This is a genomic window from Bradyrhizobium sp. JR4.1 (assembly GCF_040548605.1).
Taxonomy (GTDB): Bacteria; Pseudomonadota; Alphaproteobacteria; order Rhizobiales; family Xanthobacteraceae; genus Bradyrhizobium; species Bradyrhizobium canariense.
Window position 1 is genome coordinate 74,341 of sequence record NZ_JBEPRY010000005.1, and the last position, 19,505, is coordinate 93,845.

The window sequence follows — 19,505 nt, forward strand, 5'->3', positions numbered from 1 at the left end:
CATGACCTTCACCGAAAACGGGTCCCCGCTCCGGGATCGTGCGCCTTTGCTTACTTCTCGTCGACGATGCGAACGAGATGGTGAACTTTCAAGATCATGCCACGGACCGCCGGGGTGTCCGGCAGTTCGCTGGTGCGGCCGATCTTGTTGAGCTTGAGCCCGATCAGCGTCGAGCGCTGCGAGTGATGGCGGCGGATCGCGCTGCCGGTCTGCTCGATCTTGATCGTCTTTGCGGTCGTAACGGCACTCTTGGCCATGGGCGTCTACTCCGAAAAGCTTGCGTTATTCGGCAACCGCCTCGGCGTCACCACCGATACGGCGGGACTGGAGGGTGGACACCTTGATATTGCGGCGGGCAGCGACCGAGCGCGGCGAATCCTGATGCTTCAGCGCATCGAAGGTCGCGCGAACCATGTTGTACGGGTTCGACGAGCCGATCGACTTCGCAACCACGTCCTGGACGCCGAGCGTCTCGAACACGGCGCGCATCGGGCCGCCGGCGATGATGCCGGTACCGGCCGGAGCTGCGCGCAGGTAAACACGGCCCGCGCCATGACGGCCGGCGATGTCGTGATGCAGCGTGCGGCCCTCGCGCAACGACACGCGGGTCAGGTTGCGCTTGGCGGATTCGGTTGCCTTGCGGATCGCCTCGGGCACTTCGCGCGCCTTGCCGTGACCGAAGCCGGCGCGGCCCTTCTGGTCGCCGATCACGACCAGCGCTGCGAAACCGAAGCGCTTGCCGCCCTTGACGACCTTGGCGACGCGATTGATGTGGACGAGCTTGTCGACGAACTCGCTGTCGCGCTCTTCCCTGCGTTCACGTCCGCCGCCGCGTTGATCGCGTCCACCACGTTGTTCGCGTTCTGCCATGGTTTTTCCAGTCCTTCAGAGGCTTACGCCTCAATCCTCAAATTCTGTTAGAAGCTCAGCCCGCTCTCACGCGCCGCGTCGGCAAGAGCCTTGACGCGCCCGTGATAGAGATAGCTGCCGCGATCGAACACGACTTCCTTGACACCCTTCTCGGCGGCGCGCTCGGCCAGGAGCTTGCCGACCGCCTTCGCCGCATCGATATCGGCGCCGGTCTTGCCGCCATCGCGCATCGACTTCTCGAGCGACGAGGCAGAGGCCAGCGTCTCGCCCTTCAGGTCGTCGATGACCTGGGCGTAGATGTGCTTGGACGAGCGGAACACCGACAGGCGCGGACGGCCGCCACCCGAGCGGCGCAGCTTCAGACGTACACTGCGCTTGCGCCGGGCATTCGTAACCTTGGCTTTCGACATGACCGGCTCCGTTACTTCTTCTTGCCTTCCTTGCGGAAGATGAATTCGCCAACATACTTCACGCCCTTGCCCTTGTAGGGCTCCGGCGGACGATAGGAGCGAATCTCGGCGGCGACCTGGCCGACGCGCTGAATGTCGCTGCCGGTCACCGTGATCTCGGTCGGCTTCGGCACGGTGATCGTGATCCCTTCCGGGATCGCGTAGACCACATCGTGGCTGTAGCCGAGCGCGAGCTGCAGGTTCTTGCCCTGCAGCGCGGCGCGGTAACCGACGCCGGTGATTTCGAGCTTCTTCTCGAAACCCTTGGTGACGCCTTCGACCAGATTCGCGACCTGGGCGCGAGCGGTCCCGTACAGGGCCCGCGCGCGGTTGGTCTCGACCCGGGGGTTCACCTTGACCTGCCCGTTGTCGAGCTTCACCTCGACGTCGTTATGGACGACGAACTGAAGCTGGCCCTTCGGCCCCTTCATCTTGACGGTCTGCCCGTCGACGGTCGCGGTCACACCCGACGGTACCGCTACCGGCCTTTTGCCAACACGTGACATGGATCAAAAATCCTTCTCAGAACACCGTGAAGAGAACTTCACCGCCCACGTTCGCTTCACGCGCACTGTGGTCAGCCATGATTCCCTTCGGCGTCGACAACACCGAAATGCCGAGTCCGTTATTGACCCGCGGCAGGTTCTTCACCGAGGCGTAAACGCGACGCCCGGGCTTGGAGACACGCTCGATCTCGCGGATAACGGGCTCGCCGTCGAAATACTTCAGCTCGATCTCGATCTCGCTGCGGCCCGAGGAGTGCTCGAGCGTGGCGTAACCGCGGATGTAGCCCTCGCTCTTGAGCACCTCGAGGACGTTCTCACGCATCTTCGAGCCAGGCGTGGAGACCTTGTTCTTGGAACGCATCTGCGCGTTACGGATGCGGGTGATCAGATCGCTGATTGGATCGTGCGTAGACATCTAAACGACCCTCCTTACCAGCTGGACTTTACGAGGCCCGGGACCATGCCCCTGGAGCCAAGATCCCGCATTGCGATGCGGGACAGTTTGGTCAAGCGATAGTTCGAGCGCGAACGGCCCGACAGCTCGCAACGCAGACGGATGCGGGTCGTCGACGAGTTACGCGGCATTTCCGCCAGCTTCAGGGTCGCGGCGAACCGCTCCTCCATCGGCAGCGACTTGTCGGCGATGATCGCCTTCAACCGCTCGCGCTTCGGAGCGGCGTTCTTCGCCATCCGCTTGCGCCGGTTGTTCTTCTCGACTGAACTCTTCTTTGCCATGCTTGGCTCCTGGGTATCCGCGTTTGAGAGGCTTTAGGTCAGCGTCTCACTGCCGGAACGGGAAATTGAAAGCGGTCAACAAGGCCCTCGCCTCGTCGTCGGTCTTGGCCGTGGTGCAGACGGTGATGTCCATACCACGGGATTCCGTGACCTTGTCGAAGTCGATCTCGGGGAAAATGATGTGTTCCTTGAGGCCGAGCGAGTAGTTGCCGCGGCCGTCGAAGCTCTTCGGGTTCAAGCCGCGGAAGTCGCGGACGCGCGGCAGCGCGACCGTCACCAGGCGATCGATGAACTCGTACATGCGGGCCTTGCGCAGCGTGACCTTGCAGCCGATCGGCTGGTTCTCACGCAACTTGAAGGTCGCGATTGCGATGCGCGAATAGGTCACGATCGCCTTCTGGCCGGCGATCTGGGTCAATTCCGCAGCGGCGTTCTCGGCCTTCTTGCGGTCGTTGACGGAATCGCCAACGCCCATGTTCAGCACGACCTTGTCCAGCCGCGGAACCTGCATGACGTTCTCATAACCGAACTTCTCGGTCATTTCCGTCCGGATCTTCGCGTCGTATTCCGCGCGCAGGCGCGGCGTGTAAGCGGCCTCAGCCATCGATCTCAGCTCCCGAGCTCTTGGCGATGCGGACCTTCTTGCCGTCCGCCAGAATCTTGAATCCGACGCGGGTCGGCTTCCCGTCCTTGCCGACATACGCGATGTTGGACAGTTGGATCGGCGACTCTTTCGAGATGATGCCGCCCTCCTGGGCCTGCGTCTGCTTCTGGTGACGCTTGACCATGTTGATGCCGCGCACCAGCGCCGTACCGGCGTCGGGACGCACTTCGAACACCTCGCCGGTGCGGCCCTTGTCGCGGCCGGTCAGCACGACGACCTTGTCGCCCTTGCGGATCTTCGCAGCCATCACAGCACCTCCGGCGCGAGCGAGATGATCTTCATGTGGTTCTTGGCGCGCAGCTCGCGCGGCACGGGCCCGAAGATACGGGTACCGACCGGCTCGGACTGATTGTTGATCAGAACGGCGGCGTTGCGGTCGAAGCGGATGACCGAACCGTCGGCGCGGCGGATGTCCTTGCGGACGCGCACCACGACGGCCTTCATCACGTCGCCCTTCTTCACCTTGCCACGCGGAATCGCTTCCTTGATCGAGACAACGATGATGTCGCCGATCGTGGCGTAGCGGCGCTTGGAGCCCCCGAGCACCTTGATACACATGACACGGCGTGCGCCAGAATTATCGGCCACGTCGAGGTTGGTCTGCATCTGAATCATTGATGCACCTCGTCCTCTTCTCTTTGCGCCAGCCCAGCCGGCGCTCAACATTTACCTGAAGTCAGTCGGCTAAAGCCAACAGATCAGGCGCTTTTCTTGTGTTCGCCCCGGATCACGACCCAGCGCTTCAACTTCGAAATCGGCTTCGATTCCTCGATCCACACCATGTCGCCCGGCTTGAACTCGTTGCTCTCGTCGTGCGCGTGGTAGTTCTTCGAACGGCGGATCGTCTTCTTGTAGATCGGGTGCGTAAAGCGGCGATCGACGCGCACCACGATGGTCTTGGCTTGCTTGTCGCTGACGACCACGCCCTGCAAAGTACGTTTCGGCATCTTCGTAAGCCTCTTACTTCTTCTTCGCGCGCGTCTGCGCGGCGACGGTCTTGATCCGGGCGATGTCACGGCGGGCCTCGCGCAGGCGCGAGGTGTTCTCGAGCTGCCCGGTGGCGCGCTGGAAGCGCAGGTTGAAGCGCTCCTTCTTCAGGTTCAGGATGGCGTCATCCTGCTGATCGGGGCTCAACGCGCGGATGTCTTCGATTTTCATCTGGGCCATGGCCATTACTCCGCAATGCGCTCGACGAAGCGCGTCTTGATCGGCAGCTTGGCTGCCGCCAGGGTCAGCGCTTCCCGCGCTGTCTGGGTGTTGACGCCGTCGATCTCGAACAGCACCCGGCCCGGCTTGACACGCGCGACCCACAATTCCGGCGCGCCCTTGCCGGAGCCCATGCGGACTTCGGCAGGCTTCTTCGACACGGGAACGTCGGGGAAAATGCGGATCCAGACGCGGCCGGCGCGCTTCATGTGACGGGTCAGCGCGCGGCGAGCGGCTTCGATCTGGCGCGCGGTGACGCGCTCAGGCTCGGTCGCCTTCAGGCCGAACTGGCCGAACGCCAACGTCGCGCCCGAAGACGCAACGCCGTGGATACGGCCCTTATGCGCCTTCCGGAACTTCGTTTTCTTAGGTTGCATCATGGCTTCAAGCCCTCAAATTCTCTGTGCTGGCGTCAGGCTGCAGCGTTGTCCCGGCGCTGCCGGCCGCCGCGATCGCCGCCGCCACCAGTCTCACCTTCGGCCATTCTCTTGTCCTGGGCCATCGGATCGTGCTCGAGGATCTCGCCTTTGAAGATCCAGACCTTGACACCGCAGGTGCCGAAGGTCGTGAACGCGGTCGCAACGCCGTAGTCGATGTCTGCGCGCAGCGTGTGCAGCGGCACGCGACCTTCGCGGTACCACTCCATGCGCGCGATTTCCGCACCGCCCAGACGTCCCGAGCAGTTGATGCGGATGCCTTCCGCGCCGAGACGCATCGCCGACTGGACGGCGCGCTTCATGGCGCGGCGGAACGCCACGCGGCGCTCCAGCTGCTGCGCGATCGACTCGGCCACCAGCGTCGCATCGAGCTCCGGCTTGCGGATTTCGACGATGTTGATGACGACGTCGGACGCGGTGATGTCCGCGACCTTCTTGCGCAGCTTGTCGATGTCGGCGCCCTTCTTGCCGATCACCACGCCCGGACGAGCCGAGTGGATGGTGACGCGGCACTTCTTGTGCGGACGCTCGATCACGATGCGGGCGACGGCCGCCTGCTTGAGCTCCTTGTGCAGGATCTCGCGGATCTTGACGTCCTCGTGCAGCAGCTTGCCGTATTCCTGCTTGCCGGCGTACCAGCGGGAATCCCAGGTCCGGTTGATGCCGAGACGCAGACCGATCGGATTGATCTTTTGACCCATCGTGTTCTCCTGCGTCCCTTAAGCCGCTGCTGCGGCTTCGACCTGACGAACGATGATCGTCAGCTGTGAAAATGGTTTGTAGACACGGCCCGAGCGGCCACGGCCGCGGGCGGCAAAGCGCTTCATCACGAGGCCATTGCCGACGAAGGCCTGCGCCACGACGAGATCGTCGACGTCGAGGTCGTGGTTGTTCTCGGCGTTGGCAATAGCCGATTCCAGGCACTTCTTCACGTCAACCGCGATCCGCTTGCGCGAAAACTGCAGGTCGGCGAGCGCAGCAGCCGCCTTCCGGCCGCGAATGAGCTGGGCGACCAGGTTGAGCTTCTGCGGGCTCACCCGCAGCATCCGGGCGACCGCCTTGGCCTCGTTCTCGGCGAGGCTCCGTTCGCGCTTAGGTTTGCTCATCGTTTAATCCTCAAGCCTTCTTGGCTTTCTTGTCCCCGGAGTGGCCATGGAAGGTACGGGTCGGCGAGAACTCGCCGAACTTGTGACCGACCATTTCCTCGTTGACGGCCACCGGCACGTGCTTCTGACCGTTGTAGACGCCGAAGGTCAGGCCGACGAATTGCGGCAGGATCGTCGAGCGACGGCTCCAGATCTTGATGACGTCGTGACGGCCGGACGAGCGCGCGGCATCTGCCTTCTTGAGCAGAGAACCCTCGACGAACGGGCCTTTCCAGACTGAACGAACCATGTCCGGCGTTCCTTACTTCTTCCGCTTGTGGCGGCTTAGGAGAATGAATTTGTTGGTCGACTTGTTCGAGCGGGTCTTCTTGCCCTTGGTCGGCTTGCCCCACGGAGTAACCGGGTGGCGACCGCCCGAGGTACGACCTTCACCACCGCCGTGCGGATGGTCGATCGGGTTCATGGAAACGCCGCGGTTGTGCGGCTTGCGGCCCAGCCAACGGTTGCGGCCGGCCTTGCCGATCGACGTGTTCATGTGATCCGGGTTCGACACCGCGCCAATCGTGGCGCGGCAACGGCCGTGCACCAGGCGCTGTTCGCCCGAGTTCAGGCGGACGATCACGTAGTCCTGGTCGCGACCGACGAGCTGGGCGTAGGTGCCCGCGGAACGGGCGAGCTGGCCGCCCTTCCCGATCTTGACCTCGATGTTGTGGATGATCGTGCCGACCGGCATGTTGCCGAGCGGCATGACATTGCCCGGCTTCACGTCGACATAGTTGCCGGCGACGACGGAATCACCGACGGCCAAACGCTGCGGCGCCAGGATATAGGCCTGGGTGCCGTCTTCGTACTTGACCAGCGCGATGAAGGCGGTGCGGTTCGGATCGTATTCCAGCCGCTCGACCGTCGCGGGCGCATCGACCTTGTCACGCTTGAAATCGACCGTACGCAACGTCCGCTTATGACCGCCGCCGCGGAAGCGCACGGTGATGCGACCGGTGTTGTTGCGGCCGCCAGAGGAGTGCTTGCCTTCGGTGAGCGCCTTGACCGGCTTGCCCTTGTAGAGGGCCGAACGATCGACCATGACCAGCTGGCGCTGGCCCGGCGTCGTGGGATTGAATGTCTTCAGTGCCATCGTCGTACGACCTTACAGACCGGTGGTCACGTCGATCCGGTGACCCTCTTCGAGAGTCACGATCGCGCGCTTGGAGTTCGACTGCGAGCCGAGATTGCCGCGGAAGATCTTGGTCTTGCCCTTGCGGACCAGCGTGTTGACACTCTTGACCTTGACGTCGAACAGCTTCTCGATCGCTTCCTTGATCTGCGGCTTGGTCGCCTTTGCGGCCACCTTGAACAGCACCTTGTTGTGCTCCGAGGCGATCGTGGCCTTTTCGGTCACGACCGGCGACAGGATCACGTCGTAGTGGCGAGGCTCGATGTTCTTCGTCATTTGAAGCGCGCCTCCAGCGCATCGATGGCGGCCTTGGTCAGAACAAGCTTCCGACGGCGCAGGATGTCATAGACGTTGATGCCCTGGATCGGCAGCACGTCCATGTTCGGGATGTTGCGGGCTGCAGCGGCGAAGCCGTTGTTGAGCTCGGCGCCGTCGATGATCAGCGCGTTGGTCAAACCCAGACCGGAGAAATGACCGAGCAGCGCCTTGGTCTTGGCAGCTTCCAGCGCGGCCTTGTCGATCACGATGAGATCGCCGTCCTTGGCCTTTGCCGAGAGCGCATGCTTGAGGGCGAGCGCACGGACCTTCTTCGGCAGGTCGGTGGCGTGCGAACGCACCACCGGACCGAAGGCACGGCCACCGCCACGGAACTGCGGCACGCGAGCCGAGCCGTGACGAGCACCACCGGTGCCCTTCTGCTTGTACATCTTCTTGCCGGTGCGCCAGATCTCGGCGCGGCCCTTGGCCTTGTGCGTACCGGCCTGGCGCTTGTTGAGCTGCCACTGCACGCAACGTGCAATGATGTCCTGGCGCGGCTCGAGGCCGAAAATGGTGTCGGAAAGCTGGACCGAGCCGGCTTCCTTACCTTCGAGGGTCGTGACCTTCAATTCCATCTCACGCCTCCTGCGCAGCCGGAGCAGCGTCCGCTTCGCCAGCAACCTTGAACTTGCCGGGCTTCGGAGCTTCCTTCGGCAGCGGCTTCTTGACGGCGTCGCGCACGCGGATCCAGCCGCCCTTGGAACCGGGAACGGCGCCTTCGACGAGGATCAGACCGCGCTCGACATCGAGCTGAACGACCCGAAGGTTGAGCGTGGTGATGCGGTCGACGCCCATGTGACCGGGCATCTTCTTGTTCTTCCAGGTCTTGCCCGGATCCTGACGGCCACCGGTCGAACCGATCGAACGGTGCGAGACCGAGACGCCGTGAGTGGCGCGCAGACCGCCGAAGTTCCAGCGCTTCATACCGCCGGCAAAACCCTTACCGACCGAAGTACCGGTGACGTCGACGAACTGACCGACGACAAAGTGGTCGGCCAGGATCTCGGCACCGACGGGGATCATCTGATCCGCGGAGACGCGGAATTCCTCGACCTGCCGCTTCGGCTCGACCTTGGCGACCGCGAACTGGCCGCGCTCCGCCTTGGGCATGTACACGGTCTTGCGGCTGCCAGAACCAAGCTGGAGCGCGACATAACCGTTTTTCTCTTCGGTGCGGTGGCCTACGACCTGGCAATTGCCGAGCTTCAGCACGGTCACGGGGATATGTTCGCCGGCCTCTGTAAAGACCCGCGTCATCCCGACCTTTTGTGCGATCACTCCGGAGCGCATCGGCGTGCTTCCTGTTCTTTCTGTCCGCTAGTGGCGAACGTGATCCAAAAATCTTAGAGCTTGATCTCGACGTCGACACCGGCGGCCAGGTCGAGCTTCATCAAAGCATCGACGGTCTGCGGGGTCGGGTCGACGATGTCGAGCAGGCGCTTGTGAGTGCGCATCTCGAACTGCTCGCGGCTCTTCTTGTCGACGTGCGGCGAACGGTTGACGGTGAACTTCTCGATGCGGGTGGGCAGCGGAATGGGTCCGCGGACCTGCGCGCCGGTGCGCTTCGCCGTGTTCACGATCTCGCGGGTCGACGTATCGAGGATACGATGGTCGAACGCCTTGAGACGGATGCGAATATTTTGGCCGTTCATTGCCGTGGTCTTTCTTCAGTGGGGTGGCGAATAGCGAATAGCGAATGTCACAATCGCTATTCGCCGATCCCTATTCTCGTAATTACTCGATGATCGAGGCGACGACGCCGGCGCCGACGGTGCGGCCGCCTTCGCGGATCGCGAAGCGGAGCTTCTCTTCCATCGCGATCGGCACGATCAGGTGCACTTCCATCGCGATGTTGTCGCCCGGCATCACCATCTCGGTACCCTCCGGCAGATGCACGACACCGGTCACGTCGGTGGTGCGGAAGTAGAACTGCGGACGGTAGTTGGTGAAGAACGGGGTGTGGCGGCCGCCCTCTTCCTTGGTGAGGATGTAGGCCTCAGCCTTGAACTTGGTGTGCGGCTTGACCGAACCCGGCTTGCACAGCACCTGGCCGCGCTCGACGTCCTCGCGCTTGGTACCACGAAGCAGCGCACCGATGTTGTCGCCGGCCTGGCCCTGATCGAGCAGCTTGCGGAACATTTCGACGCCGGTAACCGTGGTCTTCTGCGTGGCGCGCAGACCGACGATCTCGATTTCCTCGCCGACCTTGACGATACCGCGCTCGACACGGCCGGTCACGACGGTGCCGCGGCCCGAGATCGAGAACACGTCTTCAACCGGCATCAGGAACGGAAGGTCGACCGGACGCTCCGGCTGCGGAATGTAAGCGTCGACCTGCTTCATCAGCTCGAGGATGGCCTCATGGCCGAGCGTCTTGTCGGAATCTTCGAGGGCGGCGAGCGCCGAGCCCTTGATGATCGGGATGGTGTCGCCCGGGAATTCGTACTTCGAGAGCAGCTCGCGAACCTCGAGCTCGACCAGCTCGAGCAGTTCCGGATCGTCGACCATGTCGCACTTGTTGAGGAACACGACCAGCGCGGGAACGCCGACCTGGCGGGCGAGCAGGATGTGCTCGCGGGTCTGCGGCATCGGACCGTCAGCGGCCGACACGACCAGGATCGCACCGTCCATCTGGGCAGCGCCGGTGATCATGTTCTTCACGTAGTCGGCGTGGCCGGGGCAGTCGACGTGCGCGTAGTGGCGGTTCTTGGTCTCGTATTCGACGTGCGCCGTCGAGATCGTGATGCCGCGCGCCTTCTCTTCCGGCGCCTTGTCGATCTGGTCGTACGCCGTGAACGTCGCACCGCCGGCTTCGGCGAGGACCTTGGTGATCGCCGCGGTCAGCGACGTCTTGCCATGGTCGACGTGACCGATGGTGCCGATATTGCAGTGCGGCTTGTTACGTTCAAACTTTGCTTTGGCCATTTGACTCTCCGTTCAATCGTCAGTTCGAGACCGACGACAATCAGGCAAACTTCTTCTGGACTTCTGCCGACACGTTGGCCGGCGCTTCTGCGTAGTGGTCGAACTGCATGGTGAAGGTTGCGCGACCCTGGCTCATCGAGCGCAGGTTATTCACGTAACCGAACATGTTCATGAGCGGCACCATCGCGTTGATGACGTTGGCGTTGCCGCGCATGTCCTGACCCTGGATCTGACCGCGCCGGGAATTCAGGTCGCCGATGACGGAGCCGGTGTAATCTTCCGGGGTCACCACTTCGACCTTCATGATCGGCTCGAGCAGGACGGACTTGCCCTTCTGCAAGGCTTCGCGGAATGCAGCACGCGATGCGATTTCGAAGGCGAGCGCCGACGAGTCGACGTCGTGATACTTGCCGTCGACGAGCTGAACCTTGACGTCGACCACGGGGAAGCCCGCGACGACACCAGAGCCCATCACGCTGTTGAGGCCCTTTTCGACGCCGGGGATGTATTCCTTCGGAACCGCACCGCCGACGATCTTGGACTCGAACTCGTAACCCTTGCCGGGCTCGTTCGGCTCGACCACGATCGACACTTCCGCGAACTGACCGGTACCGCCGGTCTGTTTCTTGTGGGTGTACTTGACCTCGGCCCTCTTGGTGACGCGCTCACGGAACGCCACCTGCGGCGCGCCGATATTGGCATCGACCTTGTAGGTGCGGCGGAGAATGTCGACCTTGATGTCGAGATGGAGCTCGCCCATTCCCTTGAGGATGGTCTGGCCGGACTCCTGGTCGGTCGACACGCGGAAGGACGGATCCTCCGCAGCGAGCTTCGCCAGCGCCACGCCGAGCTTTTCCTGGTCGGCCTTGGACTTGGGCTCGATCGCGATCTCGATGACCGGCTCGGGGAATTCCATCTTTTCGAGGATCACCGCCTTGTCGGGATCGCACAGCGTGTCACCGGTGCGCGCTTCCTTCAGGCCAGCCAGCGCAACGATGTCGCCGGCATAGGCTTCCTTGATGTCTTCGCGGTTGTTCGCATGCATCAGCAACATGCGGCCGATGCGCTCCTTGCGGTCGCGCGTCGAATTGATGACGCCGGTGCCCGACAGCAGCGTGCCGGAATAGATGCGGCAGAAGGTGATGGTGCCGACGAACGGGTCGTCCATGATCTTGAAGGCCAACAGAGCCAGCGGCTCCTTGTCGTCCGGCAGGCGAACGACCTCGTTGCCGTCTTCATCGACGCCCTTGATGGCGGGCACGTCAACCGGCGACGGCAGATAATCCACGACCGCGTCGAGCAAAGGCTGCACGCCCTTGTTCTTGAACGCCGAGCCGCACAACACCGGGAAGAACGCGCCAGTCAGCACGGCCTTGCGGATCAAGCGCTTCAACGTCGCCTCATCGGGCTCCTTGCCGTCGAGGTAAGCGGCGAGAACTTCGTCGTCGAGCTCGACGGCGGCTTCCAGCAGCTTCTCGCGATATTCCTTGGCCTTCTCGACCATGTCCTCGGGAATATCGATGTCCACGAACTTGGCGTCGAGCTTCTCTTCTTCCCAGATCACGCCCTTCATGCGAACGAGATCGACCAGACCCTTGAAGTTGTTCTCGGAACCGATCGGAAGTTGGATCGCGATCGGCTTTGCGCCGAGACGATCGATAATGTCCTGCATGCACTTGTAGAAGTCGGCGCCGGTCTTATCCATCTTGTTGGCGAAGACAATGCGCGGAACTTTGTACTTGTCGCCCTGGCGCCAGACCGTCTCGGTCTGGGGCTCGACGCCCTGGTTCGAGTCGAGCACGCACACGGCGCCGTCGAGCACGCGCAGGCTGCGCTCGACTTCGATGGTGAAGTCGACGTGGCCGGGAGTGTCGATGATGTTGAGACGCTTGCCTTCCCAGAACGCGGTGGTCGCGGCCGACGTAATCGTAATGCCGCGCTCCTGCTCCTGCTCCATCCAGTCCATCGTCGCGGCACCTTCGTGCACTTCGCCGATTTTGTGGCTCTTGCCGGTATAATAGAGGATGCGCTCGGTGGTCGTGGTCTTGCCGGCATCGATATGCGCCATGATACCGAAGTTACGGTAGTTCTCTATGGCATGAACGCGGGGCATGGAGTGTTCCTTAGATTCCGTGTGTCGCCGTTACCAGCGATAGTGCGAGAAGGCGCGGTTGGCTTCCGCCATCCGGTGCACGTCTTCGCGCTTCTTGACGGCGTTACCCCGGTTGTTCGACGCGTCCAGGAGCTCCGCAGAAAGCCGCTCGGTCATCGTCTTCTCGTTGCGATCGCGCGCAGCCGAGATCAGCCAACGAATACCCAGCGCCTGACGGCGCACCGAGCGAACTTCGACCGGAACCTGATAGGTCGCGCCGCCGACGCGGCGGGAGCGCACTTCGATCGTCGGCATGACGTTCTCGAGTGCCTGCTCGAACACGCCGAGCGGGTTCTGCTTGGTCTTGCTTTCGATGAGGCCGAACGCGCCGTAGACGATGCCTTCGGCGACCGACTTCTTTCCGGCGTACATCACCGAATTCATGAACTTCGTGACGATGATATTCCCGAACTTCGGATCGGGAAGGACTTCGCGCTTTTCGGCAGAATGGCGACGAGACATGGACCTGGTTCCCGCTTACTTCGGACGCTTGGCGCCGTACTTCGAACGGCGCTGCTTACGGTTCTTGACGCCCTGGGTATCCAGGACGCCGCGGAGGATGTGGTAGCGCACGCCGGGCAAGTCCTTGACGCGACCGCCGCGGATCATGACCACCGAGTGCTCCTGGAGGTTATGGCCCTCACCGGGGATGTAGCCGATCACCTCGAAGCCGTTGGTCAGGCGCACCTTGGCAACCTTACGAAGCGCCGAGTTCGGCTTCTTCGGGGTCGTGGTGTAAACGCGCGTGCAAACACCGCGCTTCTGCGGCGACTGCTGCAGCGCCGGCACCTTCTTGCGCGACTTCTGCACTTCCCGCGGTTGAGCGATCAGCTGGTTGATCGTCGGCATCCTGGCATTACCCTTTGTGTTCTGCCGCGGCCCGTCACCGGGTCCGCAAATTCTTTCGAGCTACCCGCCCGACGAGGCCACCTTGCGCGGAACAATCCGCACAAAGCGAAATCGCGCCAACCACCCATTAACGGGCGGAAAGCGCTTCGACGCCACAGAGGACCGCAGTAGTTGAACCGGTCAGCTTGAAGCTGCGGCCCGCGCACCGAGGTCATGCATCCGAGTTCGATCTCGAGAGAACATGCTCACGAGACCTAAAATCGCACCGGCATTGCCTAGCTATGATCGACAGCGTTTGAGCGGCATTCGTCGAGGTTGGTGCCTGTCTTGATGATCCCAGGGGATCAAACAGGTGGCCCGTTCCGACGTTGGCGATGCTCACCGCCTGTCGTTAAGTGAGGGGGTTCTATAAGTGGGAGTCGGTCAAGTCAAGGCGAAACGTCAGTCAGAAGCGCTTCCCGCGCCTGCCGAAATCGCTTCCTGGGCCGCTCGCTGCGCCTTCGCGACATGGAAATGAAGAGCGCGTACCGCCACCTCGAATCCAATTTATACCCGGGTTAAATATACTTTTATGACCTTTGGCTAAGGCTTTCTTTCCTGTTGGGGCGCCAATGTACCGCCTTGGGCAGGGATTGGCACCATGCGGTACACCGACATTGCCATTATCGGCGGGGGATTGTCCGGCTCGACCGCCGCCGCGATGCTCGGCCGTAGCGGCATTTCGACCATCCTGATCGATCCGCATGAGAGCTATTCTGCGGACTTTCGAGTCGAAAAACTCAGCGGCCACGTGCAGGTCGGGCGATTCTTGCAGACGGGAATCGCCGAATCGGTGCTGCGCCGCGCGACCTTTGTGGGTGAGAACTGGATCGCGCGCTTTGGCCGCCTTCTCGACAAGGCGCCAAGCCGGCAGTTCAACATCCTCTACGATTCCCTCGTCAACGCTGTCCGCGACGAAATTCCTGCCGGTGTCGAGCGCGTCTGCGCCAAGGCCGTCTCGGTCGAGACAAGTACGGAGCGGCAGAAGGTCACTCTGTCCAACGACGAGATGGTCTCCGCCCGACTGGTCGTGCTCGCCAACGGACTCAATGTCGGCCTGCGCCACCAGCTGGGAATCGCCCGAAAAGTCGTCAGTGCCTGCCATTCGATTTCGATCGGGTTCGACGTGGTGCCCGCGGGACGGGACTCGTTCGACTTCCCGGCGCTGACCTATTTCTCGGAACGGCCGAGCGACCGCATCCCCTATCTCACGCTTTTTCCGATCGGGACGCGGATGCGCGCCAATCTGTTCGTCTACCGCAGCTTCGACGATCCCTGGCTGGTTGAGCTGCGCCGCGCGCCCGCCCAGACGTTGAACGCCGCGCTGCCACGGCTCAAGCGCATCACCGGACGATTCGACATTCCCGGTGAGCTGAAAATCCGCCCGGTCGATCTCTATGTGAACGATGCCAGCGGCCAACCCGGCCTCGTGCTGGTGGGCGATGCCTTCTCGACCTCCTGCCCTGCCGCCGGCACCGGCTGCGACAAGGTCTTCACCGACGTCGAGCGGCTCTGCAACCTCTACATCCCGCAGTGGCTGGCCTCCGACGGCATGGACACAAGCAAGATCGCCACCTTCTACGCAGATCCGGTCAAGCGGGCGTGCGACGATTGGTCGGCGGCGAAGGCGTTCGACTTCCGCTCGGTCTCGATTGCGACGAGCCCCTATTGGACGGCGCAGCGCTGGGCACGCTTCATTGCCTGGTCGGTTCAGGGGCTATTGCGGCCGCTTGGAGGAGCCTTCGATCTGGAGCCGAACTTCCTCGGTCACTCCTCCTCATCGTCCTCGTCGAGGTCGTCTTCATCCTCGTCGTCATCGTCGCTGTCCTCGTCGACGTGAGCCGGCGCGCCATGCGGTTGATGGATCTGGTCGTTCCACAGCTTGCGATAGGTGCCGTTCTTGGCGAGCAGCTCGGCATGCGAGCCGCGCTCGATCGCCCTGCCCCCTGAAATCACGATGATCTCGTCCATCTCGACCACCGAGGTCAGGCGGTGGGTCGACCAGATCATGGTGCGGCCCTTGGCAACCTTCAGCAGCGTGCGGTTGATTGCGGCTTCCGTAGTCTGGTCGAGCGCCGAAGTGGCTTCGTCCAGCAGCAGCACGGAAGGATTACGGATGACCGCCCGCGCGATCGCAATGCGCTGGCGCTGGCCGCCCGACAAGGTATCGCCGCGCTCGCCCACCGGCGTGTCATATCGCTGCGGCAGGCTCATGATGTAGCGGTGGATCTCGGCCTTCTTGGCCGCCTCCTCCACCTCCTCGTCGGTCGCGCCCTCCTTGCCGAGCCGTATGTTCTCCCGGATCGACATGTTGAACAGCATGTTCTCCTGGAACACCACCGCCATGCTCCGGCGCAGCGAATCCAGCGTTACCTTGCGGACGTCGACGCCGTCGATGGTGACGCGCCCCTCGTCCGGCACATAGAGCCGCAGGATCAGATTCAGCAGCGTGCTCTTGCCGGAGCCCGAGGGACCGACGATGGCAATGCGCTTGCCGACATTGAGCTTGAGGCTGAGATTGTCCAGCACCGGCGTCTGGCTGCCTTCGTACTGGAACGTCACGTGGTCGAAGGTGATGTCGTTGGTGATGCGGGGCAGATCGGGCGCGCCGGCACGATCGGCGCTGCGCGTGGGCTCGTCGAGCAGCTCCTGCATATGACGAATCGCGGCTGCCGAGGAGATCGACACGGGGATGAAGTGCATCACATGGGCGATGTTGTAGGACACCTCCCAGAACGCGCTCTCGAAGGTGACGAAGGTGCCGATGGTGATCTGACCCTTTGTCGCCAGATATGCGCCGATCGCGAGCACGACGAGATGCAAGAGCAGCACCGAGATGGTGACCGTCCGCTCTACCATGGTCGACAGGAACGCCGCCGAGGCCATCCTGTTTCGCGTCTCGTCGTTGCGAAAGGTGAAGAAGCCGAACATCCGGCGTTGCAGGCTGAACGCCTTGATCACGGCCTGCGCCGCCACGTTCTCCTGCACCATGCCGAGCAGCGCGGACTCATTGAGCTTCTGCTCGTAATTCGCTTGAACGGCCTTCGGCGTCAGCATGCGGGGACCGATCAGCGTGATCGGAAACACCAGCAGCGCAACCGCCGCGAGCTGCCAGTTCAGGAACACCATGAGGATGATTCCCGCGATCAACTCCAGGAACGGCAATGCCGCGCTGTTGGCGAAGGTCTTGACCGAGCCCTCGAAGGCCGCGAGGTCAACGGAGAAGCGCGACAGGATCTCGCCGCGCTTGGTGCGGCCGAAATAGGCCGCCGGCAGGTCCTGGACGTGCTCGAACAGCCGTTTGCGGACGTCGGAGATGATGCACGCCGCGAGCCGCGCATCCCAGCGCTCGTACCAGACCGCGACGATCGAGGTGAAGATGCCCGCGACCGCGAGCACGCCGAGGATCTTGTACAGCGCCTGGAAATCCTCCTCGCCGAGCGCGTCGTCGATCAGGTACTTCAGGCTGAGCGGCATGATGACGTTGAATAGCGTCTCGACGAAGACGCCAAACGCCACGAAGGACAGCATCTGCTTGTAATTGACCAGGAAGGGTTTGACGAAGCCCAGGATGGTCGCGAGCGCGCCGGCGGCCTCGCGCGCGGTAAAGACGACGAGGTCCTCGTCCTCATCGTCGTCATCGAGCTCCAGCCCGTCATCCTCCTCGTCTTCATCGTCCTCGTCGTCTTCGAGGTCCGGCTTGACGGTAGGGACAAGCTTGTCGTCGAGCTCGGCCGCCTCTTCCGTGGCGAGCTTCTGTTTGTCGGGCGGGAGGGGCTTGGACGCCATGAAACCAACCGATGCTGACGGCCGGCATGACCGCAGAGAAAGAAGGAAATAGCGGAAACCGCTATTGCATCGATTCTATGCGATCAGGATGAATTCGGCAAAACAATTGGCGAAGGCGTCCGCTTCAGGCGGCTAGTCGTCTTCCTCGTCCTCGACCTTGTCGAAAAAGGAATAGCGCAACGAATCGGCGTCGGCGTACCACTGGCCCGGGCCCTTGTTGGCGGCGAGCGTCGTCTCCCAGAGCGCGTCGGTGCAGTCATTGCGGTGCATCGACAGCTCGAAGCCGTTGCCGAAGAACAGCTCGGACCATTCCCACCAGGTGCCGAGCTTCTTGACTCCGCGCAGAAGGTCGTAGCGGTCGATCAGTGCCGGCGCCATGTCTGAGGTGATCGAGCCGAACACGAGCCCGGTCTTGACCACACGGTTCAGCTCCCTGATCGCACGGACCACCTGCTTCGGGGAAACATGGCAGAGGCTGGTCTCGAACACGAAGTCGAACGCACCGTCTTTGAACGGCATGGCGGTGATCGAACCGAGCTTGTTGTACTTCTTCAGCGCCTTCGGCGTTCTGGCGTGAATGGTGCGGTTGTTCTCGATGCCGAAGGCATCGATACCGCGGTCGCGCAGCGCGCCGACAAGCTCGCCGCTGGCCGAGCCCGCGATCAAGAGCTTCGTGCCTTTGGTTTTGCCCCAGACGATGCCGATCAGTTTTGTGAGATAGTCGGGATCGGTGAAGTGTTGCCACACTTCGCTGTAAGGACCCTGGCCGCGATAATTGTCAAAATAATCGCGATCGATCTTGTCCGAGAGCGGCTTGTCGTCCTGCGAACGCTCGCGGCGCAGGCGCATCATCTCGGTCAAGATGATGTCGGTCGCCGCGTCCGAGGAATCGAGCAGGCCGTTCAGCGTCGAGTCGAACAGATAGTCGCCGACCACCACGATTCCGGGATGTTCCTTCGGCTCGGGGCGGTGATTGGTCACGACGTCGCGCACGGGCAAGCCGCCCGGAATCGCGTTCACCGACGACAACCAGCGGTGGATCTTGCCTTCCATGAAATGCGCGCGTGCATCGCCGAGCGATGCCGGCAGCGATTTCAGCGCGGCATCGATCAGCTCCTGGTCGGAGAGATTCGCGAACGCCAGCGCGTCGGAGCCCGGAATCAGCCAGTTCAGCACGCCGTGCTTGCCCACATCATGGCGCGCGCCCTCGTTATAGACGCAGCAACCGCCAAAGGCCTCCGACATGAACCAGGCGCCGGCGATCTTGTCGCCCCAGAACGGCTTGTCGAACAGAATCGAGACCCGCAAATAGTGCGCAGGACGGTCGAAGTACGAGACGTGCTTGACCATCGACTTGCGGAGCTGTTCGCCCTCCCAGCCGACGGTTCCGAGCCAGGAATGCGGCAGACAGACCAGCACAAGGTCGAAGTCGCGCGTCTCTGGCCCCTTGCCGTTCATCATCTTGAGTTGATAGCGACCGGTCGGCGCCTTGCCGACCGTGAGGATTCGGTGATTGAGCTGGATGTCGGCATTGACCTCCGACTGGAGGCACTCGATGAGCTGCTCGTTACCGTTCTGGATGGAATAGAGGCCGATATAGCCGTCGACATCCATCAGGTAGTTCTTGAGCGCGTTGAGACCGTTGGTGTTGTGGCTCTCGGTCGCGAGGTCCGAACGCGCCATCACCTTGAAGAATCGTTTTGCGGTCTCGTCCTCGACCTCCTCGTCGAGCACCTGTTCGGCGGTCTTGTAGGCCCAGGGATTCTCGTTGTCGTGCGCGCCGACGCCCTCGTAATACTCGATCGGCGTCATCGCCTCGGCGCAGCGCTTACGGAACGCCTCAATCGCAGCCGCGGTCTTGGCACCATATTTGCGACGCATGCCCGCGACGTCGTTGAGGAGCTCGCCGCCGAACTGCACCTGCTCGGCATCCATCGGAATGGTCTGCAAGCCGAAATGCTGGATCAACTCGCGCAACGGATCCGGCCCGGTCATCGAGTAGTCGTAGATCTCGGCAACGCCGGCCTCGTACATCGCGGGCGCGGAATCGAATTTGCGCGTGACGATCTTGCCGCCGAGCCGGTCGGATGCCTCGTAGATGGTGACGCGGCAGAGGTCGCCGAGCTTGCGCTTCAAATGCCAAGCGCTCATCAGCCCACCGGGGCCGCCGCCTACGATTGCGAGATCAAGCATGAGAATTCCGTGGTCTCCGGCCCGCCCCCTTCACGGGACCACCGGTCTAAGCTCTCCTAGCAGAAGCGCTTTTGCGCCTGAAGGAAAGATGAA

At 62.3% G+C, this 19,505-nt stretch carries 27 protein-coding genes; 1 reads left to right on the forward strand and 26 read right to left on the reverse strand.

The features are described 5' to 3' along the window. Positions 1-50 precede the first annotated feature (50 nt). The 24 genes from rpmD to rpsL form a co-directional block, all read right to left on the reverse strand. Positions 51-257, reverse strand: a complete 207-nt coding sequence (gene rpmD / locus ABIB90_RS13860) for a 50S ribosomal protein L30 (protein WP_007603038.1) — start codon at positions 255-257, stop codon at positions 51-53. Positions 258-282: 25 nt separating this feature from the next. Continuing rightward, entirely contained in the window at positions 283-870 is a 588-nt protein-coding gene (gene rpsE / locus ABIB90_RS13865; RefSeq protein WP_007603037.1) for a 30S ribosomal protein S5, read from the reverse strand. Positions 871-917: 47 nt separating this feature from the next. Next, positions 918-1,280 carry a 50S ribosomal protein L18 gene (gene rplR / locus ABIB90_RS13870; protein WP_007603036.1) on the reverse strand — a complete coding sequence of 121 codons (363 nt, stop codon included), beginning with the start codon at positions 1,278-1,280 and terminating at the stop codon, positions 918-920. 11 nt (positions 1,281-1,291) lie between these two features. Further along, positions 1,292-1,825 (reverse strand): 50S ribosomal protein L6, encoded by a 534-nt coding sequence (gene rplF, locus ABIB90_RS13875; RefSeq protein WP_007603035.1) that lies wholly within the window; start codon positions 1,823-1,825, stop codon positions 1,292-1,294. A gap of 16 nt (positions 1,826-1,841) precedes the next feature. Further along, positions 1,842-2,240 carry a 30S ribosomal protein S8 gene (gene rpsH, locus ABIB90_RS13880; RefSeq protein WP_007603034.1) on the reverse strand — a complete coding sequence of 133 codons (399 nt, stop codon included), beginning with the start codon at positions 2,238-2,240 and terminating at the stop codon, positions 1,842-1,844. Positions 2,241-2,254: 14 nt separating this feature from the next. Next, positions 2,255-2,560: a 30S ribosomal protein S14 gene (rpsN, locus tag ABIB90_RS13885; protein ID WP_007603033.1), complete on the reverse strand. Its 306-nt coding sequence runs from the start codon at positions 2,558-2,560 to the stop codon at positions 2,255-2,257. Between the two features lie 46 nt (positions 2,561-2,606). After that, complete coding sequence (rplE, locus tag ABIB90_RS13890) at positions 2,607-3,164, reverse strand: 50S ribosomal protein L5 (protein ID WP_007603032.1); 558 nt, start codon at positions 3,162-3,164, stop codon at positions 2,607-2,609. Beyond that, a complete protein-coding gene (gene rplX, locus ABIB90_RS13895; protein WP_007603031.1) occupies positions 3,157-3,471 on the reverse strand; it encodes a 50S ribosomal protein L24 in 315 nt (104 codons plus the stop codon). Before rplX ends, rplE begins: the two co-directional genes overlap by 8 nt. Continuing rightward, a complete protein-coding gene (gene rplN / locus ABIB90_RS13900) occupies positions 3,471-3,839 on the reverse strand; it encodes a 50S ribosomal protein L14 (protein WP_007603030.1) in 369 nt (122 codons plus the stop codon). The genes rplX and rplN overlap by 1 nt, the downstream gene beginning before the upstream one ends. Before the next feature lie 83 nt (positions 3,840-3,922). Next, complete coding sequence (rpsQ, locus tag ABIB90_RS13905) at positions 3,923-4,171, reverse strand: 30S ribosomal protein S17 (protein WP_007603028.1); 249 nt, start codon at positions 4,169-4,171, stop codon at positions 3,923-3,925. 13 nt (positions 4,172-4,184) lie between these two features. Next, a complete protein-coding gene (gene rpmC, locus ABIB90_RS13910) occupies positions 4,185-4,391 on the reverse strand; it encodes a 50S ribosomal protein L29 (protein ID WP_007603026.1) in 207 nt (68 codons plus the stop codon). Positions 4,392-4,396: 5 nt separating this feature from the next. Further along, positions 4,397-4,810 carry a 50S ribosomal protein L16 gene (rplP, locus tag ABIB90_RS13915; RefSeq protein WP_007603024.1) on the reverse strand — a complete coding sequence of 138 codons (414 nt, stop codon included), beginning with the start codon at positions 4,808-4,810 and terminating at the stop codon, positions 4,397-4,399. Between the two features lie 32 nt (positions 4,811-4,842). Continuing rightward, the gene (gene rpsC / locus ABIB90_RS13920) at positions 4,843-5,568 is read right to left on the reverse strand and encodes a 30S ribosomal protein S3 (RefSeq protein ID WP_007603023.1); all 726 of its coding nucleotides are present in this window, start codon (positions 5,566-5,568) and stop codon (positions 4,843-4,845) included. A gap of 18 nt (positions 5,569-5,586) precedes the next feature. Continuing rightward, on the reverse strand, positions 5,587-5,973 hold the full coding sequence (rplV, locus tag ABIB90_RS13925; protein WP_007603022.1) for a 50S ribosomal protein L22: 387 nt from the start codon (positions 5,971-5,973) through the stop codon (positions 5,587-5,589). Between the two features lie 10 nt (positions 5,974-5,983). Further along, a complete protein-coding gene (gene rpsS, locus ABIB90_RS13930; protein ID WP_007603021.1) occupies positions 5,984-6,262 on the reverse strand; it encodes a 30S ribosomal protein S19 in 279 nt (92 codons plus the stop codon). 12 nt (positions 6,263-6,274) lie between these two features. Beyond that, complete coding sequence (rplB, locus tag ABIB90_RS13935; RefSeq protein ID WP_007603020.1) at positions 6,275-7,108, reverse strand: 50S ribosomal protein L2; 834 nt, start codon at positions 7,106-7,108, stop codon at positions 6,275-6,277. Between the two features lie 12 nt (positions 7,109-7,120). Beyond that, positions 7,121-7,423 (reverse strand): 50S ribosomal protein L23, encoded by a 303-nt coding sequence (locus ABIB90_RS13940; RefSeq protein WP_007603019.1) that lies wholly within the window; start codon positions 7,421-7,423, stop codon positions 7,121-7,123. After that, entirely contained in the window at positions 7,420-8,040 is a 621-nt protein-coding gene (rplD, locus tag ABIB90_RS13945) for a 50S ribosomal protein L4 (protein WP_007603018.1), read from the reverse strand. The genes ABIB90_RS13940 and rplD overlap by 4 nt, the downstream gene beginning before the upstream one ends. Before the next feature lies 1 nt (position 8,041). Continuing rightward, complete coding sequence (gene rplC / locus ABIB90_RS13950; protein WP_007603016.1) at positions 8,042-8,755, reverse strand: 50S ribosomal protein L3; 714 nt, start codon at positions 8,753-8,755, stop codon at positions 8,042-8,044. Between the two features lie 53 nt (positions 8,756-8,808). Further along, positions 8,809-9,117, reverse strand: coding sequence for a 30S ribosomal protein S10 (gene rpsJ / locus ABIB90_RS13955; RefSeq protein ID WP_002712302.1), 309 nt, complete (start codon positions 9,115-9,117; stop codon positions 8,809-8,811). An 82-nt stretch (positions 9,118-9,199) separates the two neighbouring features. Then, positions 9,200-10,390 (reverse strand): elongation factor Tu, encoded by a 1,191-nt coding sequence (gene tuf / locus ABIB90_RS13960; protein ID WP_007603012.1) that lies wholly within the window; start codon positions 10,388-10,390, stop codon positions 9,200-9,202. A 40-nt stretch (positions 10,391-10,430) separates the two neighbouring features. After that, positions 10,431-12,503 carry an elongation factor G gene (fusA, locus tag ABIB90_RS13965; protein ID WP_007603010.1) on the reverse strand — a complete coding sequence of 691 codons (2,073 nt, stop codon included), beginning with the start codon at positions 12,501-12,503 and terminating at the stop codon, positions 10,431-10,433. Between the two features lie 30 nt (positions 12,504-12,533). Then, a complete protein-coding gene (rpsG, locus tag ABIB90_RS13970) occupies positions 12,534-13,004 on the reverse strand; it encodes a 30S ribosomal protein S7 (protein ID WP_007603009.1) in 471 nt (156 codons plus the stop codon). Between the two features lie 15 nt (positions 13,005-13,019). After that, positions 13,020-13,391 carry a 30S ribosomal protein S12 gene (gene rpsL / locus ABIB90_RS13975; protein ID WP_007603006.1) on the reverse strand — a complete coding sequence of 124 codons (372 nt, stop codon included), beginning with the start codon at positions 13,389-13,391 and terminating at the stop codon, positions 13,020-13,022. A gap of 640 nt (positions 13,392-14,031) precedes the next feature. Here rpsL and ABIB90_RS13980 point away from each other — a divergent pair. Further along, the gene (locus ABIB90_RS13980; RefSeq protein ID WP_354200902.1) at positions 14,032-15,270 is read left to right on the forward strand and encodes an FAD-dependent oxidoreductase; all 1,239 of its coding nucleotides are present in this window, start codon (positions 14,032-14,034) and stop codon (positions 15,268-15,270) included. On the opposite strand, the gene ABIB90_RS13985 is transcribed toward ABIB90_RS13980, so the two are convergent. Both ABIB90_RS13985 and ABIB90_RS13990 read right to left on the reverse strand, forming a co-directional pair. Then, positions 15,198-17,219 (reverse strand): ABC transporter ATP-binding protein, encoded by a 2,022-nt coding sequence (locus ABIB90_RS13985; protein WP_354200903.1) that lies wholly within the window; start codon positions 17,217-17,219, stop codon positions 15,198-15,200. The genes ABIB90_RS13980 and ABIB90_RS13985 overlap by 73 nt on opposite strands. Before the next feature lie 132 nt (positions 17,220-17,351). Next, positions 17,352-19,412: an FAD-dependent oxidoreductase gene (locus ABIB90_RS13990; protein WP_354200904.1), complete on the reverse strand. Its 2,061-nt coding sequence runs from the start codon at positions 19,410-19,412 to the stop codon at positions 17,352-17,354. Positions 19,413-19,505: the final 93 nt, after the last annotated feature.

What these genes read in the sequence shown, in the direction of transcription:
- rpmD (WP_007603038.1), bottom strand. Translation starts at nt 257, where the DNA reads ATGGCCAAGAGTGCCGTTACGACCGCAAAGACGATCAAGATCGAGCAG.
- rpsE (WP_007603037.1), bottom strand. Translation starts at nt 870, where the DNA reads ATGGCAGAACGCGAACAACGTGGTGGACGCGATCAACGCGGCGGCGGA.
- rplR (WP_007603036.1), bottom strand. Translation starts at nt 1,280, where the DNA reads ATGTCGAAAGCCAAGGTTACGAATGCCCGGCGCAAGCGCAGTGTACGT.
- rplF (WP_007603035.1), bottom strand. Translation starts at nt 1,825, where the DNA reads ATGTCACGTGTTGGCAAAAGGCCGGTAGCGGTACCGTCGGGTGTGACC.
- rpsH (WP_007603034.1), bottom strand. Translation starts at nt 2,240, where the DNA reads ATGTCTACGCACGATCCAATCAGCGATCTGATCACCCGCATCCGTAAC.
- rpsN (WP_007603033.1), bottom strand. Translation starts at nt 2,560, where the DNA reads ATGGCAAAGAAGAGTTCAGTCGAGAAGAACAACCGGCGCAAGCGGATG.
- rplE (WP_007603032.1), bottom strand. Translation starts at nt 3,164, where the DNA reads ATGGCTGAGGCCGCTTACACGCCGCGCCTGCGCGCGGAATACGACGCG.
- rplX (WP_007603031.1), bottom strand. Translation starts at nt 3,471, where the DNA reads ATGGCTGCGAAGATCCGCAAGGGCGACAAGGTCGTCGTGCTGACCGGC.
- rplN (WP_007603030.1), bottom strand. Translation starts at nt 3,839, where the DNA reads ATGATTCAGATGCAGACCAACCTCGACGTGGCCGATAATTCTGGCGCA.
- rpsQ (WP_007603028.1), bottom strand. Translation starts at nt 4,171, where the DNA reads ATGCCGAAACGTACTTTGCAGGGCGTGGTCGTCAGCGACAAGCAAGCC.
- rpmC (WP_007603026.1), bottom strand. Translation starts at nt 4,391, where the DNA reads ATGGCCCAGATGAAAATCGAAGACATCCGCGCGTTGAGCCCCGATCAG.
- rplP (WP_007603024.1), bottom strand. Translation starts at nt 4,810, where the DNA reads ATGATGCAACCTAAGAAAACGAAGTTCCGGAAGGCGCATAAGGGCCGT.
- rpsC (WP_007603023.1), bottom strand. Translation starts at nt 5,568, where the DNA reads ATGGGTCAAAAGATCAATCCGATCGGTCTGCGTCTCGGCATCAACCGG.
- rplV (WP_007603022.1), bottom strand. Translation starts at nt 5,973, where the DNA reads ATGAGCAAACCTAAGCGCGAACGGAGCCTCGCCGAGAACGAGGCCAAG.
- rpsS (WP_007603021.1), bottom strand. Translation starts at nt 6,262, where the DNA reads ATGGTTCGTTCAGTCTGGAAAGGCCCGTTCGTCGAGGGTTCTCTGCTC.
- rplB (WP_007603020.1), bottom strand. Translation starts at nt 7,108, where the DNA reads ATGGCACTGAAGACATTCAATCCCACGACGCCGGGCCAGCGCCAGCTG.
- ABIB90_RS13940 (WP_007603019.1), bottom strand. Translation starts at nt 7,423, where the DNA reads ATGACGAAGAACATCGAGCCTCGCCACTACGACGTGATCCTGTCGCCG.
- rplD (WP_007603018.1), bottom strand. Translation starts at nt 8,040, where the DNA reads ATGGAATTGAAGGTCACGACCCTCGAAGGTAAGGAAGCCGGCTCGGTC.
- rplC (WP_007603016.1), bottom strand. Translation starts at nt 8,755, where the DNA reads ATGCGCTCCGGAGTGATCGCACAAAAGGTCGGGATGACGCGGGTCTTT.
- rpsJ (WP_002712302.1), bottom strand. Translation starts at nt 9,117, where the DNA reads ATGAACGGCCAAAATATTCGCATCCGTCTCAAGGCGTTCGACCATCGT.
- tuf (WP_007603012.1), bottom strand. Translation starts at nt 10,390, where the DNA reads ATGGCCAAAGCAAAGTTTGAACGTAACAAGCCGCACTGCAATATCGGC.
- fusA (WP_007603010.1), bottom strand. Translation starts at nt 12,503, where the DNA reads ATGCCCCGCGTTCATGCCATAGAGAACTACCGTAACTTCGGTATCATG.
- rpsG (WP_007603009.1), bottom strand. Translation starts at nt 13,004, where the DNA reads ATGTCTCGTCGCCATTCTGCCGAAAAGCGCGAAGTCCTTCCCGATCCG.
- rpsL (WP_007603006.1), bottom strand. Translation starts at nt 13,391, where the DNA reads ATGCCGACGATCAACCAGCTGATCGCTCAACCGCGGGAAGTGCAGAAG.
- ABIB90_RS13980 (WP_354200902.1), top strand. Translation starts at nt 14,032, where the DNA reads ATGCGGTACACCGACATTGCCATTATCGGCGGGGGATTGTCCGGCTCG.
- ABIB90_RS13985 (WP_354200903.1), bottom strand. Translation starts at nt 17,219, where the DNA reads ATGGCGTCCAAGCCCCTCCCGCCCGACAAACAGAAGCTCGCCACGGAA.
- ABIB90_RS13990 (WP_354200904.1), bottom strand. Translation starts at nt 19,412, where the DNA reads ATGCTTGATCTCGCAATCGTAGGCGGCGGCCCCGGTGGGCTGATGAGC.